Annotated in this window: 14 protein-coding genes and 1 pseudogene; 7 read left to right on the top strand and 8 right to left on the bottom strand. The window is 37.2% G+C overall.

Going from position 1 to position 16421, the window contains the following annotated elements:
* Positions 1 to 133: 133 nt before the first annotated feature.
* Together purM and purN are read left to right on the top strand one after the other, a co-directional pair.
* Entirely contained in the window at positions 134 to 1204 is a 1071-nt protein-coding gene (gene purM / locus K6I41_RS04460; protein ID WP_005307576.1) for a phosphoribosylformylglycinamidine cyclo-ligase, read from the top strand.
* A complete protein-coding gene (gene purN / locus K6I41_RS04455; protein ID WP_250375279.1) occupies positions 1201 to 1830 on the top strand; it encodes a phosphoribosylglycinamide formyltransferase in 630 nt (209 codons plus the stop codon). Before purM ends, purN begins: the two co-directional genes overlap by 4 nt.
* Before the next feature lie 67 nt (positions 1831 to 1897).
* On the opposite strand, the gene K6I41_RS04450 is transcribed toward purN, so the two are convergent.
* Both K6I41_RS04450 and sppA read right to left on the bottom strand, forming a co-directional pair.
* On the bottom strand, positions 1898 to 2707 hold the full coding sequence (locus K6I41_RS04450) for an alpha/beta fold hydrolase (protein ID WP_199942886.1): 810 nt from the start codon (positions 2705 to 2707) through the stop codon (positions 1898 to 1900).
* Between the two features lie 21 nt (positions 2708 to 2728).
* A complete protein-coding gene (gene sppA, locus K6I41_RS04445) occupies positions 2729 to 3745 on the bottom strand; it encodes a signal peptide peptidase SppA (RefSeq protein ID WP_004790623.1) in 1017 nt (338 codons plus the stop codon).
* Between the two features lie 133 nt (positions 3746 to 3878).
* Between sppA and K6I41_RS04440 the strand changes: the two genes are divergently transcribed.
* A complete protein-coding gene (locus K6I41_RS04440) occupies positions 3879 to 4862 on the top strand; it encodes a lysophospholipid acyltransferase family protein (RefSeq protein WP_005307585.1) in 984 nt (327 codons plus the stop codon).
* Here the strand turns inward: K6I41_RS04440 and K6I41_RS04435 are convergent.
* The 3 genes from K6I41_RS04435 to K6I41_RS04425 all read right to left on the bottom strand — a co-directional run bounded on the left by K6I41_RS04435 (position 4815) and on the right by K6I41_RS04425 (position 9245).
* On the bottom strand, positions 4815 to 7247 hold the full coding sequence (locus K6I41_RS04435) for a DNA internalization-related competence protein ComEC/Rec2 (RefSeq protein WP_250375278.1): 2433 nt from the start codon (positions 7245 to 7247) through the stop codon (positions 4815 to 4817). The genes K6I41_RS04440 and K6I41_RS04435 overlap by 48 nt on opposite strands.
* A gap of 83 nt (positions 7248 to 7330) precedes the next feature.
* Positions 7331 to 8017 carry a lipoprotein-releasing ABC transporter ATP-binding protein LolD gene (lolD, locus tag K6I41_RS04430; protein ID WP_005307591.1) on the bottom strand — a complete coding sequence of 229 codons (687 nt, stop codon included), beginning with the start codon at positions 8015 to 8017 and terminating at the stop codon, positions 7331 to 7333.
* Positions 8010 to 9245, bottom strand: a complete 1236-nt coding sequence (locus K6I41_RS04425; protein ID WP_004790618.1) for a lipoprotein-releasing ABC transporter permease subunit — start codon at positions 9243 to 9245, stop codon at positions 8010 to 8012. The genes lolD and K6I41_RS04425 overlap by 8 nt, the downstream gene beginning before the upstream one ends.
* A gap of 149 nt (positions 9246 to 9394) precedes the next feature.
* On the opposite strand from K6I41_RS04425, the pseudogene K6I41_RS04420 reads away from it, so the two are divergent.
* Positions 9395 to 9475: pseudogene (locus K6I41_RS04420) on the top strand (PilZ domain-containing protein); the annotation flags it as partial.
* A 29-nt stretch (positions 9476 to 9504) separates the two neighbouring features.
* Here K6I41_RS04420 and K6I41_RS04415 read toward each other — a convergent pair.
* Together K6I41_RS04415 and K6I41_RS04410 are read right to left on the bottom strand one after the other, a co-directional pair.
* Positions 9505 to 10413, bottom strand: a complete 909-nt coding sequence (locus K6I41_RS04415) for a DMT family transporter (RefSeq protein ID WP_005307596.1) — start codon at positions 10411 to 10413, stop codon at positions 9505 to 9507.
* Between the two features lie 7 nt (positions 10414 to 10420).
* Positions 10421 to 10909: a YaiI/YqxD family protein gene (locus tag K6I41_RS04410; RefSeq protein ID WP_014207405.1), complete on the bottom strand. Its 489-nt coding sequence runs from the start codon at positions 10907 to 10909 to the stop codon at positions 10421 to 10423.
* Positions 10910 to 11154: 245 nt separating this feature from the next.
* Between K6I41_RS04410 and K6I41_RS04405 the strand changes: the two genes are divergently transcribed.
* Positions 11155 to 12096: a hypothetical protein gene (locus K6I41_RS04405; RefSeq protein WP_004790613.1), complete on the top strand. Its 942-nt coding sequence runs from the start codon at positions 11155 to 11157 to the stop codon at positions 12094 to 12096.
* 239 nt (positions 12097 to 12335) lie between these two features.
* Here the strand turns inward: K6I41_RS04405 and serC are convergent, their stop codons facing one another.
* Positions 12336 to 13415, bottom strand: a complete 1080-nt coding sequence (gene serC / locus K6I41_RS04400; protein WP_005307603.1) for a 3-phosphoserine/phosphohydroxythreonine transaminase — start codon at positions 13413 to 13415, stop codon at positions 12336 to 12338.
* 381 nt (positions 13416 to 13796) lie between these two features.
* On the opposite strand from serC, the gene K6I41_RS04395 reads away from it, so the two are divergent.
* Together K6I41_RS04395 and K6I41_RS04390 are read left to right on the top strand one after the other, a co-directional pair.
* Positions 13797 to 15284, top strand: a complete 1488-nt coding sequence (locus K6I41_RS04395) for a TolC family protein (RefSeq protein ID WP_013197058.1) — start codon at positions 13797 to 13799, stop codon at positions 15282 to 15284.
* Positions 15285 to 15296: 12 nt separating this feature from the next.
* Positions 15297 to 16418: an HlyD family secretion protein gene (locus K6I41_RS04390; RefSeq protein ID WP_250375277.1), complete on the top strand. Its 1122-nt coding sequence runs from the start codon at positions 15297 to 15299 to the stop codon at positions 16416 to 16418.
* The last annotated feature ends 3 nt before the right edge of the window (positions 16419 to 16421 follow it).

The raw sequence follows: 16421 nt of genomic DNA, 5'->3' as shown, positions 1-16421 counted from the left end.
AATCTAGCCTTTTTTGATTTAATCGTTATAAATGAAAAAATATTTTTATTAAAGATAGCATTTTCGAGCATAAATAACATAAGAGTTTCGTATATTCAGGTTATAATCTGCCGCCAATGCGGAGACTTCATTTATGAGCAACTCAACTTCTACCCCAAATACCGGTTTAAGCTATAAAGATGCGGGTGTCGACATTGAAGCGGGCGACGCACTGGTCGATCGTATCAAGTCAGTCGCTAAACGTACAAGTCGTCCTGAAGTAATGGGCGGTCTTGGTGGCTTTGGTGCACTATGCAAAATTCCTAAAGGTTATGAAGAGCCTGTTTTAGTTTCTGGAACCGATGGTGTAGGAACTAAATTACGTTTGGCACTTAATCTTAATCGTCATGACACAATCGGCCAAGATCTTGTGGCTATGTGTGTAAATGACCTTTTAGTTTGTGGTGCAGAACCATTATTCTTCCTTGATTATTACGCGACTGGTCACTTAAATGTTGACGTTGCTGCAAATGTTGTTACTGGTATTGGTAAAGGTTGTGAGCTTGCAGGTTGCGCACTTGTAGGTGGTGAAACCGCAGAAATGCCAGGCATGTATGAAGGCGAAGATTACGATCTTGCTGGTTTTGCTGTTGGTGTTGTTGAGCAAAGCAAAATTATTGATGGCTCTAAAGTAAAGTCTGGTGACGTACTTATCGGTGTTGCATCAAGTGGTGCTCACTCGAATGGTTACTCATTATTACGTAAAATTTTAGACGTTAAAAATGTTGATTTAACTCAAGTGATTGATGGTCGTCCTCTTGCAGATGTTGCAATGGAACCAACACGTATCTATGTAAAACCAGTTCTTGAACTTTGCAAACAAGTCGATGTGCATGCTATGGCACACATTACTGGCGGCGGTTTACCTGGTAACTTACCACGTGTATTACCAAATGGTGCTCAAGCAGTTATTGATGAAGCTTCTTGGGAATGGTCTGAGTTATTCCAACTTCTACAACGTGAAGGCAATGTAGAGCGCTTTGAAATGTACCGTACGTTTAACTGTGGCGTAGGTATGGTCATTGCTGTTGATGCAAATGATGCTGAAAAAGCAATTGAAGTGCTTAATGCTCAAGGCGAAAAAGCTTGGAAAATTGGACACATTCAAGAAAATGCTGAATCAGTGGAAGGTGCAGACGAAAAAATTCGTGTGATCTTTGCATGATAAAAATTGCTGTTCTAGTCTCTGGGAACGGTAGTAATTTACAAGCCTTGATAGATGCAAATCTATCAGGGCAAATTGTAGGTGTACTGTCTAATAAAGCAGATGCTTATGCCCTAGAACGTGCTCAAAAAGCCAATATTGCTACGGCCGTTATTTCTCATAAAGACTTTCCAACGCGTGAAGTGTTTGATGAAGCAATGCATCAACAGCTCTTGGCTTGGCAAGTGGATGTGGTTATTTTAGCCGGTTTCATGCGCATTTTAACTCCCACCTTTGTCAACAAATGGCAAGGGAAAATGCTGAACATACATCCCTCACTTCTTCCAGCTTATAAAGGTGTGAACACTCATCAACGTGTTTTAAACACAGGTGAGCGTTTACATGGTTGTACCGTACACTTTGTAACGGCTGAACTGGATTCTGGTCAATCAATTGCCCAATCCGCTATTTCAGTTAAAGAACATGATACTGCCGCTTCATTAGCAAATCGAGTGCATGCACTTGAGCACTTTATCTACCCACAAGTAGCAGAATGGTTATGTAACGGTCAACTTACATGGAAAAATGGCCAAGCTTATTTCCGTGATCAAGTTCTTGAACACCCTATTCGTTTTGCAAATTGGTAAAACTTTTTACTCAAAAGCAAAAATAAAAAAGGACATGCCAGCATGTCCTTTTTTATAATTCTAAAAATTAATTTGGCTGATGATGAATCAATTTCTTTATAGAATTCACTGTATCAATAGGATGTTCTAGAGGGAACATATGCCCCCCTTCAACCACAGTAAACGGAATTCCCATTTTTCGCTTTGCCATTTGAGGAAAGCCTCTTTTTAAGAAATCACTTCCTTTACCCACAACTAAATGCACAGACATCTTAGGTTTTGGCATAGGTAACCACCACCAAGAAGGATTTTTACGGAAAATTGCAACTTCATCCTCACGAGAAATCGTTAAAGTTACTCCACCTCGAACCGAATCTTCTTTCAAAGCATAGTCGATGTAGGCTTGAAAACAATCTTCATCAAAATCTTTATAGAAACCTTTAGGACGTAATAACTCAGCAGCCTGCTCTCTCGATTCCCAATGTTCACGACGGCGTGCAGATAAGCCAGCAGGAGTCATCGCATCAACCAATTTAGGACGAAATAGTTTTGCCATGTGAAATGCAAATGAATATCGTCCTAAAATAAGAGGCGGATCTAACATAATGACTTGAGAAAAGAGTTCAGGACGCTGAAAAGATGCCATCAACGTTAAAACCGAACCAAGAGAATGGCCAAGTCCAATCACTTTACGTCCTTTCGCCTGTCGCACAATACTGTCAATTACCTGATCAACCAAAGCAGGCCAATGGTTAGTCACAGGATAACGTTTATCAGGACCAATCAGGGGAACATAAATAATGTCATATTCCCCTTTTAACTGGTCAAACAGTTTTTGATACACTTTTGATGGCACGCCATTCGCATGAGCAAAGTGTATAACTGGTTTCATTGACATACCGCTATCCTAAAACAGATTTTATTGTAATTTTGCGCTTTGACGAGTCTGCACTTCTTGAGCAATAGATTCACTTACCCCTTGCCCGATTTGTGCCCCCATACGACCTAAAATGGATTGTAATGGGTTGCGCTCAATTGTGTAGTCAACTTTATTATCAAGGTTTAGTTCACGCATCAAGCTCGTAATGTTACCTGAACGGTCAGCAACGCCCAATTGGATTGCTTGTTCGCCAGTCCAGAATAAACCAGAAAAAATAGCTGGATCGTTCGATTTCAAACGCTTTCCACGCCCTTCTTTAACTGCAGTGATAAAGTGAGTGTGAACATTATCAAGAACAGATTGAATATGTTGCTTTTGCACAGGATCAATCGGTTTTGTCATACTTAAAATGTCTTTATTGGTTCCTGCTGTTAAAGTACGATCTTCAATGCCAAGTTTCTGAGCTAAACCAGTAATCCCATAGTTAGGCATGATCACACCAATTGAGCCGACCAGACTTGATGGATTGACAATAATCTCATCCGCAGCAGACGCAATATAATAAGCACCTGATGCGCCCATATCACCAATCACAGCGTAAACCTTTTTATCTGGATGCTGTTTTTTCAAATAACGAATCTCTTGCCAGATTTCATCAGACTGAACTGGGGAACCGCCAGGCGAGTTAATATTAAGTGCAATAGCTTTACTATTTGAAGCTTCAAAAGCACGTTTAAGCGCTTTATTTGTATCTTCACTATTTACTGATTGATTACTCGAAGCATCAATAGTTCCAATAATATCTACTACTGCCAAATGAGCACTACTGCTACTTACAGCAGAGCCTTCTTTGCTGGTTGAACAGCCTTTACCCATGAGTACAATAATAAATAATAAATAAATAAAAGTTAATGTTTTAAAGAAGATTCCCCAACGGCGACTACGGCGCTGTTCCTCTACTGAAGCAAGTACAGCCTTCTCAAGAATTTGCCATTCTGGTCCATTTTGTTTAGGGATTATAGGTTCATTTTGTGGTTTTGGTGGCCAATCGGACATAAAATTCCAATCCAAATTAATCTAAAATGATGTCATTATATACGTTGATTTGATAAAAACTGTCTAAATAATATGATTTCATTTATAATAATTTTATCTTTTTTTAATTATTGCTTCCTTTTTACCGCGATAGATGACCAAATTAGATACAAAAAGCATGAACTACTACCTACTCAAAACTTTTAGCCGCCAGCCAATTCAATTTGGACGTTTTCTTGCTCGTATGTTGGCAGGGTTAATCAATACTTTAAAAATTACTAAAACATCAAAAAGTATAGAACTAAATCTACAAATCGCCCTTCCACATTTAACGCCACAGCAGCGAATAGAAATTACGCAACAAGCTATTCGTAATGAAGTCACCTCATACTTTGAATTTTTAAGTATTTGGGGCTCATCAAATAGTAAGAATATTTCACGTATTCACCATATTGAAGGTGAACATTACTTTCACGAAGCACTTGCAGCAAAAAAAGGTGTGGTTTTGATTGTTCCACATTTTGGTACATGGGAAGTATTGAATGCTTGGTGTTCACAATTCACTTCAATGACAATTTTATACAAGCCAGTAAAAAATGAAGATGCAGACCGTTTTGTTCGAGAAGCACGTAGTCGTGAACAAGCTCACTTGGTTCCTACTGACGAAACTGGTGTAAGACAAATTTTTAAAGCCTTAAAACAAGGTGAAACTACCGTAATTTTACCTGACCATACGCCTAACGTCGGCGGCAGTATGATCAATTATTTTGGTGTTCCCCTTGCCTCAAGTAATTTAAGTACCAAGCTTATTCAAAAAACTAAAGCAAAAGCTTTATTCCTTTACGCGATTCGTAATGAAAATGACGGTTTTACGATGCACGTTGAACCTATGGATGAGAAAATCTACGAAGGTAGTGCCGATGATGGAACTTATGTCATTCATCAGGCTATTGAACAACTCATCCATCGTTATCCAGAACATTACCACTGGAGCTATAAACGTTTTAAAGCAAACCCTGCTTTAGATAATATTTATAATATTGATCCAGCTGAAGCTCTTCAAATTGTAGATAAACTTAAAGCAGAAGCTTCACAAATTTCTGTGAAGCCAAGTACGCTCGAAACGTCGAGTGTATAAAATCATTTGATGATTCTCAGATACAAAACTTAATGTTCCTTGCTCAACTGTACTTTTAAATGGAATATTAAGTTCTTGTATTCTCGCTAAAACTTCTTTGCTTGGATGACCATATCGGTTATTAAAGCCGGCAGACGCAATAACAAGCTTGGGATTTAACGTCGCCAAGAAGTCATAGGCTGAACTATGCTTACTACCATGATGACCTAAGACCAAAACATCTACTTTTAAATCAGGATATTCTTTTATCAATTGATATTCTGCTTCCCATCCCGCATCCCCCATAATTAAATAATTTTGATAACCCCTTACTTGTTTTAAATGAATATAAACAACACAAGAATATTCATTTTGGTTAGTAGGAACTAAATTTAAATCATTTTCTTTAGGCCAAAGTATCTCAATATCTAACTGTGGATATTGCCATTTTTGACCTTGATGACAATAGGTAAATGGTTCTTTCACCTGCTCTGCCCATAGCTGATTTGATATGACTTGTTTGATAGGAAATGCTTGAGCGATAGAAGGAAATGCCCCACTATGATCTTGGTCAAGATGAGATAACACTACATGATCTAGTTGCTTAATACCTTTCTGACGTAAATATGGAATTACTACATTTTGACCAATGCTGAAAGCCTTTTCATCATAAGAACCACCCGTATCAATTAACCATGTCTGCTCTGGATGTTGTAGAAAAATCGCTTGTCCTTGGCCTACGTCTATAATATTTAATTGAATTTGCTGTGAGGTTTTATTCGGAATGACTAAGGGTAAACAACATATAAGACTCCATGATTTTGGTAAAACACCACGCGGTAAAAATAAAATAATAATGGCACAGCTTAAACCTATCAAAGCCAGTGGTGTCAGACTAAAACCTTGCAACGGTAGAGATAATTTCTCTAAAAGATTAAAACATGTCAGCACCATACTGAGCAAAATATCATTAATCTGAAAGAGTGCATTTCCAACTGAATTAAAAATAAGCCACACACAAGCAGCGAAAATATTTAAAGGAACAATAACTCCTCCTAACAGAGGAACAGCAATAATATTTGTAAGAGGTGCTACCCATGAAATCTGTTGGAAGAAAATCAGCATTAGAGGACATAGAGCAATAAATATTTTGCCCTGAGATTCAATTAGGGTTTTAGCTAAAAGAATTATTCTAGATAGCAAACTCAATGAGGCAAGATTTGGTGCCTGTACTATGGTTTGATAAATGCGTAATAAAATAAAGCAAGAACCATAAGAGAGCCAAAAACCTGCTGATAAAACACTAAATGGATCAAAAAGTAAAAGTAGGCTTGCGCTATAAACCAATAACGAAAATGGCTTAACTGGCAGTTTGACCAACAATAAAAAGGCAAATAAAAATACTGAGAGTAAAGTTCTTAAGGCTGGAATTTCAAAGCCGACAAAAGCTGTATAAATCAAAACTCCAAAACATAACGGAATCATTGCTAAAATTTGCTTGGGTTGCCACAAATAAAGCTGGGGATAATAACGTCGTACTAATTGATGTAATCCCCAAGCTAACAAGATTGCAAAAATGAGGACATGAGGCCCTGAAATGGCCAACAAATGAGAGATTCCTAACTGTTTAAATTGATTTTTAATGTCTTCATTTAAAAGACTTTCATCCCCTGTTAAAAGCGCTAATAACAATCCTTTATTCTGAAATGAAGATTTTTTTAGCATTAATCTAAATTTTAGACGGAGTTTTTCTATATTTAATTGTTGTCTAGTCAAAAAATTTTGTTGCTGTTTTAAGTGATTTTGATAACCCAACCGATAAATTTCATTAGAGTTTAAAGGCTCAATATGCTGAACACTGAAACCTGACATTATGTTTCGTTGAATGAACCATTGTTCTTGATCAAAAGCACCTGATACTGCATAACTATGAGCTGGTCTGGTTTTACCCGAAATTCGATAGTAATGACCTAATTGTAATTTTGGCCCCTCTATTAATGCACTCTCATTTTCATTTTTTAAATATAGCAACCAATTCACCGCATGAGATGACCGCCCTAGAACTTGAGCGAGTTGCTGTGTCTTATTATCTTTTTCTTCACTTATTCGGTCTATATAGACAACAATCTCTAAAGACTCAGGTTGCATCTCCCGTAGTTGTAGTCTTTCATTTAAGGCATACTGAGCATACTGATGGCCTATAATAAAAAGGCTTAGACCACAGATTAAATAATAAACTCCTTTTAATATGGGACGATTAACAACAAGATGCCGCTTAAAAATATAAAAAATTAAGCAGATAAAGAGCAAAACTTTACCAATCCAACCATATTGCGTTATGAGAGGAAGATCTATTCCCATAAATGCAATACCTACAACCCACCCCATTAAAATAAGCTTTAACATTTAAAATCATATCGTTATCTTTTTAGGGGCAAAATTAAAGCCCAACTGAGTGGGCTTTAACAATGTGATTTAATGACAATTTTTTAAGAACCGCTTACCCACAGACCATCTTCCATATGCAAGATTGAATCTGCTGCCTGAGCTAACTGCTCATCATGAGTCACAATAAGCATAGCCATATTGAGCTCTTTCTTAAGATCAGTCAGTAATTCGAAAATACCAACAGCTGTTTTACGGTCCAAATTACCCGTTGGCTCATCTGCTAAAACTACGGCAGGTTTAGTGACTAAAGCACGCGCCAATGCCACACGTTGGCGCTCACCACCTGACAGTTCACCTGGTTTATGATCCATACGGTGAGATAATCCCACTCGATCTAGTAAATATTCAGCTTGTGCCTTTACCGATTTATATTGACTGTCTGCTCGAAGCATTAAAGGCATTGCCACATTTTCAAGCGCAGAAAACTCAGGTAATAAGTGGTGGAATTGATAAACAAAACCAAGGTATTTGTTACGTTGAAAACCACGTTCGGCTTCACCTAAATTATCAAAACGCTGACCATTTAAGAATACTTGTCCTTGTGTTGGTTGTTCTAGACCACCTAATGCATGAAGCAAAGTACTTTTACCTGAACCACTTGCACCCACAATCGAAACAAACTGCCCTGCTTCAACTTGTAAAGAAAGACCTTTAATGACTTCAACCTTAGATTTACCATCATCAAAATGTTTATATATTTCTTTTGCTTCTAAAACAATTTTACTCATAGCGCAGTGCCTCGGCAGGTTGAACTTTGGCAGCACGAAGCGCCGGATAGATAGTCGCCAAGAAGCTTAAAAGTAAAGAAACAATCACGATAATCGTCACATCTTGCCATCTTAAATAAGAAGGAAGGTAATGCACGAAATAAGCATCGAATAGATTTAAGCCCAACACATTGTTAAACCATGAAATGATATCGCTAATGGTTAAAGCTAAAATTACACCTAAAACTGTACCAGCAACTGTTCCAATCACACCAATCACGGTGCCTTGCACCATAAAGATTTTAGTAATCATTGATGGCGAAGCGCCTAATGTACGTAAAATGGCAATATCTGATTTTTTATCAGTCACAACCATGACTAACGACGAAACAATATTAAATGCTGCAACCACAATGATAAGTACAAGCAATAAACCAACTAGTGTTTTTTCCATTTGAATGGCATTAAAAAGATTGCCATGCGTATAGGTCCAGTTCGTTGCATAGAAATTGCTTGGTAAACTTTTTACCAAGTCATCGGCAACTTGTGGCGCAGCAAAAATATCATCTAGTTTTAAACGAACACCTTGAGCACCATCAGGTAGGCGTAATAAGGTTGAAGCATCATATAGGGCGATATAACCCACCATAGAGTCGACTTCAGCACCTACACTAAAAATACCCACCACTTTAAAACGCTTGAAACGAGGAACAACACCGGCTGGAGATGGTGTTGCTTCAGGTAAAACCAATGTCACGCTGTCATTTAGACGTAAGCCTAATGAGTCAGCCATATCTTTACCAAGCACAATACCAAACTCACCCTTTTTAAGTGAATCTAGACTCCCAGCAACAATATGATTTTGAATAATAGAAACATTCTTTTCATATTTTGGGTCAATACCCGTCACCATAATACCAGCGACTTGCCCTTGCGCGGTTAACATACCTTGCAATTGGGTAAAAGGTGCAACCCCAGTTACATGTGGATGATGTTCAACTCGCTTTACCAGTTCAGGCCAATCCGTAAGGATTTGTGTAGATGAAACTGTCGCTTGCGGCACCATTCCCAAAACACGGTTTTTCAATTCGCGATCGAAACCGTTCATTACAGAAAGTACCGTAATCAGCACTGCGACACCTAGTGTCAAACCGACCATCGAAACCAATGCAATAAAAGAAATAAAATGATTACTGCGTCTTGCGCGAGTATATCTCAACCCTATATACAGTGAGATTGGTTTAAACATACCTTCTAAATCCAAGGTGATTGATGGGAAATAGCAGATGCCAATGTCAAATTACATTCACATTTACTATTTGGCCATATCGTTAGATGCTGTATTAAGGTTTAAAAATCAGTAAGTTCTGATCTTCCCTTAACAATCCTAATATTATATTGCTGCGCTATTTTCTACTACTTAAGTTAGGAGATCAATTTGATCATGCATTTCGCTACGAATTAGAACAATTTAATGAATAAGCTCAACAAATTACCCCAATCTTCTCCTATTTAGACTTCATATGTTGAGCAAAGTTCCGGTTTGCCTGAATATCTTTATAAAAATATAAAAAGAGTCCAGACAAGATGATTAAAGCTCCTACAAAAACCATAATCGAAAGTTGTTCATGATTTAAAGCAGCTCCAATCATCATCGCTAACATTGGTGTAATTACTGTCGTTAAAGATAAAGTCGTTGGCTGAATATTTTGTATAAGTTTGAAATAACAAAACATGGCGACTAATGAAGCCATGAGTACCGTATAAATTAGGGCAAATAAAGATTTAGCTTCTGGCAAATGTGTCGGTGCATATTGCCAAATAAATGGAATAAAACAACTAGCAAAAATAGAAGACACTAAAATAGAACCTGTTGCCTGAGCCATCGGCTGGATCTGCGCATTAACTTTCTTAACCCAGAAAATTGAAAAAGAATAAACAAACACACTAATCAGCATAAGGACAATACCAAACGGATGCACGTGCTGATTTGCACCGCTCAGACAAATAATGGCTAACCCACTGACAGCAATTGCCATACCCAGCCATTGCAACTTATAAAGTTGCTGACCAAATGCAAACCGACCAATAAGCCCTGCCATAATAGGTGCTAAGCCAAACATAAGTGCAATCATGCCGGAACTTAAATATTGGGTTGCGGCATAAGTAAAAATTTGGGAGCCAATTAAGCTAAAAGATCCGGCAATGTAGCTATGAACTGCTTGTCGATGAGTCGGAAAAGGTGTTCTTAAAATCAGTAATATGATTACTGCCAAAGGCAATGCAATAAAAAAGCGTAACAACAATGCCCACATCAGATGTAAATCAGACACACTCCAAACAATGGCTAATGGAGTGGTTGCCCAAATGAACACTAACAAGGCATAAGTTAAAGCCAAATTGGTTTGCGATGGCATGTGATGCTCACTTAGCTGTTTTACGTTTTTGCTTTAAAATTGTTTGATCTAATGAACTTGAAAATTCACGCTTATCTCGCTCAGAAATAGGCGGTGGTCCACCAGTTTGCACACCCGCACCACGAAGCGTATCCATAAAATCACGCAGATGTAAACGTGCTTTAACATTCGCCGTTGTATAGACTTCACCACGTGGATGAATAGCAACACCTCCTTTCTCGATCACTTGAGCTGCCAGTGGAATATCTTGCGTAATGACAATGTCATTTTCAGTCATACGATCAACTATTTCTTTATCGGCCTGATCAGCACCACTTAAAACCTGTATTGACTTAATACGAACAGAAGGTGTAATCCCAACATTCTGATTGGCAACAAAAATAACTTCTAATTGATAACGATCTGATGCACGCAAAATTACTTCACGTAAAATTTTTGGTAAGGCGTCTGCGTCTACCCATAGCTTAAATGGCAGCACGTTATTCTCTATTTCCACTAAAAATCTAAGTCTAACAGATGCTTTTCGAAGGTGAGTAGAAATAAACATTAAACTTATTTTTAATTTCAACATTAAAGTTTTTATAGATGAAGCTTACTTTTAATTTATAAATAGAAGCCACATTTCTCTTTAAATGACTAAATATGTGCTTTTACAAGAGAATTTACACATGATGACTTGAAAAATAGTAAACACCCTCGATTTAATATAACAAGTAATGTGAACCCAACAGCATCGTGCTTATGAAAAATCAAAACAGTCCAGAAGTAATTAAAGTAAATGACCAAAATTTTGGTAGTCATGGCGAACATTGGAATCTATTGACGTCCCATCCTGAAACAGATGTACCAAAATGGTTAGGACTAGCACTTGATGCACCTGTAATGCCGATGGGCTTATGCGAACATGAAGAAGATATGGATCAATCTTTTTGGTTGATCCAAGGCCCACAAAACCAAAAAGTTACAATCAACCAGATTATTGCTGTTGAAAACCAAAAGCCTCGAGCACTCAAAACAGCGTTTCCAAGTTTTGAAAGTCCATATCAATATAATGCAAAAATTGAACGTATCATTACTTGTGACTCTGCAACGCAAGCCGTGTTAAGTTTAAGACTAAATAAAAATACAACTGTTTATGCATTTGATAATTTATTTAGCGTTAACGCTTGTCAATATGACAAAAATCAAAACTATCAAGTTCAATTTAATGCATGGGCTTATGAATTAGAACCAGTTCCAGCAGGCGAAAAAATTGTTGTTGATGACCCAGCTTCAATTAAACATCACCGTGCATTAAATGCAATTTTGACTGAACATAATGGTATTGCTCCTGAAAACTTACAGGAACTCATTAATGAATGGCAGCCAAAAACCCCAGAAGATCAAGAACCTGTAACTGTTGATTTTTCTAAAATGGTTGCTTATTTATATGGCGAAAATCTTGGTCAAGAAGATGAAGCATGGTTCCAAGGTAATATTGTTGGTAAAACTTCTATGACGTTTATGGGGGCAGAATATACCCTTTATGATGTCACTTTGGTTTTAGAAGATGATCTTCCTGCCATATTAGTGCGCATTGCGACCAAAAACGATTTGTATAAAAACTTTAATATTGGCGAATATATTCGCGGTAATATCTGGATTCAGGCGACTATTTGTGCTAAAAAGGGTGAAACTAATTGAATTTCACTAATATTTTAATAATTAGGTTATTGAATGAAGATTATACCCGAACAAACTACCAGCCTCATTCAATCTAGTAGCCTGCGCGTAAAGGTCGATACTGGTGCGTTTTGCTTTTTTGTATTGGGTATGTTTTTAGCTGCCATATTCATGCACCAACTTGGTTTAGTACCTTTTTAGTTTATAAAATTTATTCAAAAATAAAGCCCTCATTTGAGGGCTTTATTTATTTGATTTGCTTAACCATTACGTTTTGCAAAATCATCCATAAAGCTAATTAAAGCCTGTACGCCTTCTAATGGTACAGCATTATAAATACTTGCACGCATACCACCTACAGAGCGGTGTCCAGCTAAATTCAACAAATGGTTTGCTTCCGCTTCTTTTAAGAATTGCTTGTCTAAAGCTTCATCTGCCAAGGTAAACGGTACATTCATAATTGAACGGTTCGGAATTGCAATCGGGTTATTGTAGAAATCACTTGAGTCGATATAACCATATAACAACTGAGCTTTTTCAAGGTTAACTTTATGGATAGCATCTACCCCACCCTGCTCTAACAACCATTCAAATACCAAACCAGACAAGTACCAAGCGTAAGTCGATGGAGTATTTACCATAGAACCATTTTTCGCTTGGTCACCATATTTTAAAATGCTTGGAATTTCTGGTTTAGCTTGATCAAGTAAGTCATCACGAATAATGACAATTGTTAAACCAGCAGGACCAATATTTTTTTGTGCGCCAGCATAAATCAAACCAAACTTGGTCACATCTAATGGAGCAGATAAAATACTTGATGAATAGTCACAAACGAGTGGAGCTTTTACATCAGGAATTCCTGCGAACTGTAAGCCACCAATCGTTTCATTATCCGCATAATGTACATAGGCTGCATCGTCAGATAAATTCCATTCGCTTTGCTCAGAAATTGCGAACTTGCCATCTACTTTAATACCAGCATTTACAACATTAATGTCGCCATAACGTTTTGCTTCTTTTAATGCTTTTTCAGACCAGATGCCTGTGTCAATATAATCAGCTTTACTGTTCTTACCTAAAAGGTTTAAAGGAATCGCAGAAAATTGTAATGACGCACCGCCTTGTAAAAACAGTACTTTATAATTTTCTGGAATATTCATTAACTTGCGTAAATCTGCTTCGGCTTTTTCAGCCACAGCAACATAGTCAGCACTACGGTGACTCATTTCCATGATGGATAGACCTTTACCTTGCCAATCCAACAATTCTTGTTGAGCTTTTTCTAAAACGGCAGTAGGTAATGCAGCAGGACCAGCACAGAAATTGTACGCGCGCATGATTTTTCCCTTGTATAAAGTCAAACACAATAAAAATGGCATTTAACCACAGATTGCTTAAGCTTGCAGCAGCTTCTCAAGTAAATATTTCAATGCTGGACTGTATTTAAGTTTATTTTTTCAATTATTGTTGTTATTTCCATAGTTTTAATTATCGCCTTCAAAATTTAAAAAGATTTTAAGCAAAAAGATCAACTTGACTTGTGATTATCATTTCACATACCTTGATAGATATTAGAAAAAATATTGGCTTAGTAAATTCAATAATTAAAGGAGCTAAAATCAAAATGTTTTTATACAAATGTATAATAAACAATATGATAATTGAATTTAATAACAAGAAATTTAAACTATAAGGGATGCCAGAAATTGTTATTTAAAATGCCAGCACATCGATATAGACAGTCTATTTTTCCCTTTTCATTTAAACCAAAACATCTTGCTTTGGCTTTAGGCTTTTTTTTCACTAATCATTTATATGCCGGAAGCTTAAGTTATGCTGAAGCAGAACAACAAGCTTTAAAAAGTTCATACAGTACTCAAGCCAACCAAGCATTACAGCAAGCATCTCAATTAGAAGCTGAAGCAGTAAAGGGCCTCGGATTACCTCGAGTTGATTTAAATGTGAGAGCCTATGCTTTTCATAGTGAAACAGATGTACCTCTTGGCTCTTTTAAACAAAAACTTGAGAATGATTTAAGCCAAGGGCTGAATGACAAACTTTCACAGTGGAACAATGTCATTCCATCGGATGTGCTGGGACAAGTTCAAGAAGGCGCCAATCAAACCATCCATGATGGTATTAACCGATTTCCAGATTATGCGAATCTGACCATTGAAGATCAGGTTGTACGCCCTTCTATTTCAGTCGTTATGCCACTCTATACAGGTGGTTTAACCAGCAGTGCAAAAAAACTAGCAAATATTCAAGCACAGCGTTCGGAGCTTTCAAGCCAGCAACAACAAGATATACAGCGGTTTGAAGTAGTACAAAGTTACTTTAATGTGCAATTACAGCAGCAGCTGGTCGCAAGTAGCTTATTTAACTTTAACGCGATGCAGAAACATTACAGCAATGCCCTAAAGCTCGAACAACAAGGATTTATTAGTAAAGGGCAACGCATGCAGTTTGAAGTCGCTCGTAATAATGCAGAACGTACTTTACAAAATACTCAAGCCAACTTAAATGCCAGTCGCTTCAGTCTTAATAATCTTTTACATCAACAAAATAATATAGATTTAAGTACGCCACTATTTGTAAATAACACCCCAAGCCAGTCTCTAGAATCTCTTTTAAGCAGTTATTCACAAAAATCTAGCCTTGTACAAAAAATGCAGATGGATACTCAACTGGCTAATGTAAATATTCAAGCTCAGGAAGCTGCAAAAAAACCAAGTCTTTTTGCCTTTGGTGAATATGCTCTCGATAAAAATGAAAACTGGATTGTCGGTGTAATGGCAAAATACAACCTATTTTCAGGTGTTGATAAAAATAAGAATATTCACGCTGCTGAATTGAAGCGCTATGCCTCTGAACTCATGACTGAACGAACTAAACAAGAGATTGAAGCTCTTTTGAATAAGTCATATAACGAACTTAACTCTGCTCAACAAAGTCATCAGCTCTTACAAAGAAACGTAAATGCCGCTCAAGAAAACCTACGTATCCAAGAGCTTTCTTTCCGTGAAGGAATGGGTACAGCAACCCAAGTAATTGATGCACAAAATGCATTAAGCGCGTTAAAAACTGAAATGGCTTTAAATGCTTATAAATATGTCATGTCACTCGCGACTTTACTACAAAGTCACGGCTCAATTGACCAGTTTAAAGCATACGTTAATCAACCACATACCGACTATATTCGTTAAGGGGAGTATAAAATGAATCAAGACTCAGCTCATTCAGAACAAGATGCTCCTGTTGCGGATACAGCAGAAACCAACCAAGTTCAAAAAGATGATCAAGCGAGTGATCATCAAGAATCAAGCACAAATAAAAGTGACTCCAAACCACCTAAAAATTCAAAAATTAAACTGATTATTGGTGTAATCATTATTGCCCTATTGGGTTTAATTATTTTTGGTTTATGGAAAAGTTATCAACCAAAGCCTATTGAACTACAAGGCCGAGTTGAAGCCGAAACAATTCACGTAAGCACAAAAGTTCCGAGTCGTATTGAAGAAATTTATGTACAAGAAGGCCAGAAAATTTCCAAAGGCCAGCCACTTGTTCGTTTGGTTAGCCCGGAAATAGAAGCTAAAAAACAACAGGCTTTGGCTACCTTACAATCTGCTTTAGCATTTCAATCTACGGTAGATCGTGGTTCTCAACAAGAGAATATCGATACACTTTATGCCAACTGGCAAAGCACGAAAGCACAAGCAAATCTTGCAAAAACCACTTACCAACGTGGTGAAAATTTATATAGACAAGGTGTCATTTCACGTCAAAGACGAGATGAAATGCTTGCAGCACAAACTTCTGCTCAAGAATTAAGTGAAGCCTCTTATCAACAATATGCTCGTGCAAAACGTGGCAGTACGAGCCAACAAAAATCTACAGCAGATGCACAGGTTGAAATTGCAAAAGCAGCTGTAGGTGAAGCAAAAGCACTAGAGGAAGAAACACGTTTACTCTCTCCTATTTCAGGTACGGTTTCAAAAACTTACGGTAAACCTTCTGAATTAGTTGCTATGGGTGTACCTGTTGTCAGCATTTTAGAAGATGATGATTTATGGGTAAGTTTAAACGTGGGTGAAAATCAATATGCCTCTGTTTATAAAAATAAAACCCTTGAAGGATTCATTCCAGCACTTAATCAGAATGTGAATTTTAAAATTAAGAATATAGATGCTGAAGGTGAATTTGCCACTATAAAAACGACTCGCCAAACTGGAGGCTATGATATTCGCAGCTTTAAATTGCATCTTGTGCCTGAGCGTCCATTGCAAGATTTAAAAGTTGGGATGAGTGTTCTATTTAAAATTAAAGAAGAAAAATAAAGC

The organism is Acinetobacter sp. AS23, assembly GCF_023612055.1.
GTDB classification, from domain to species: Bacteria; Pseudomonadota; Gammaproteobacteria; order Pseudomonadales; family Moraxellaceae; genus Acinetobacter; species Acinetobacter oleivorans.
This window is presented reverse-complemented; position numbering and strand designations above follow the sequence as displayed.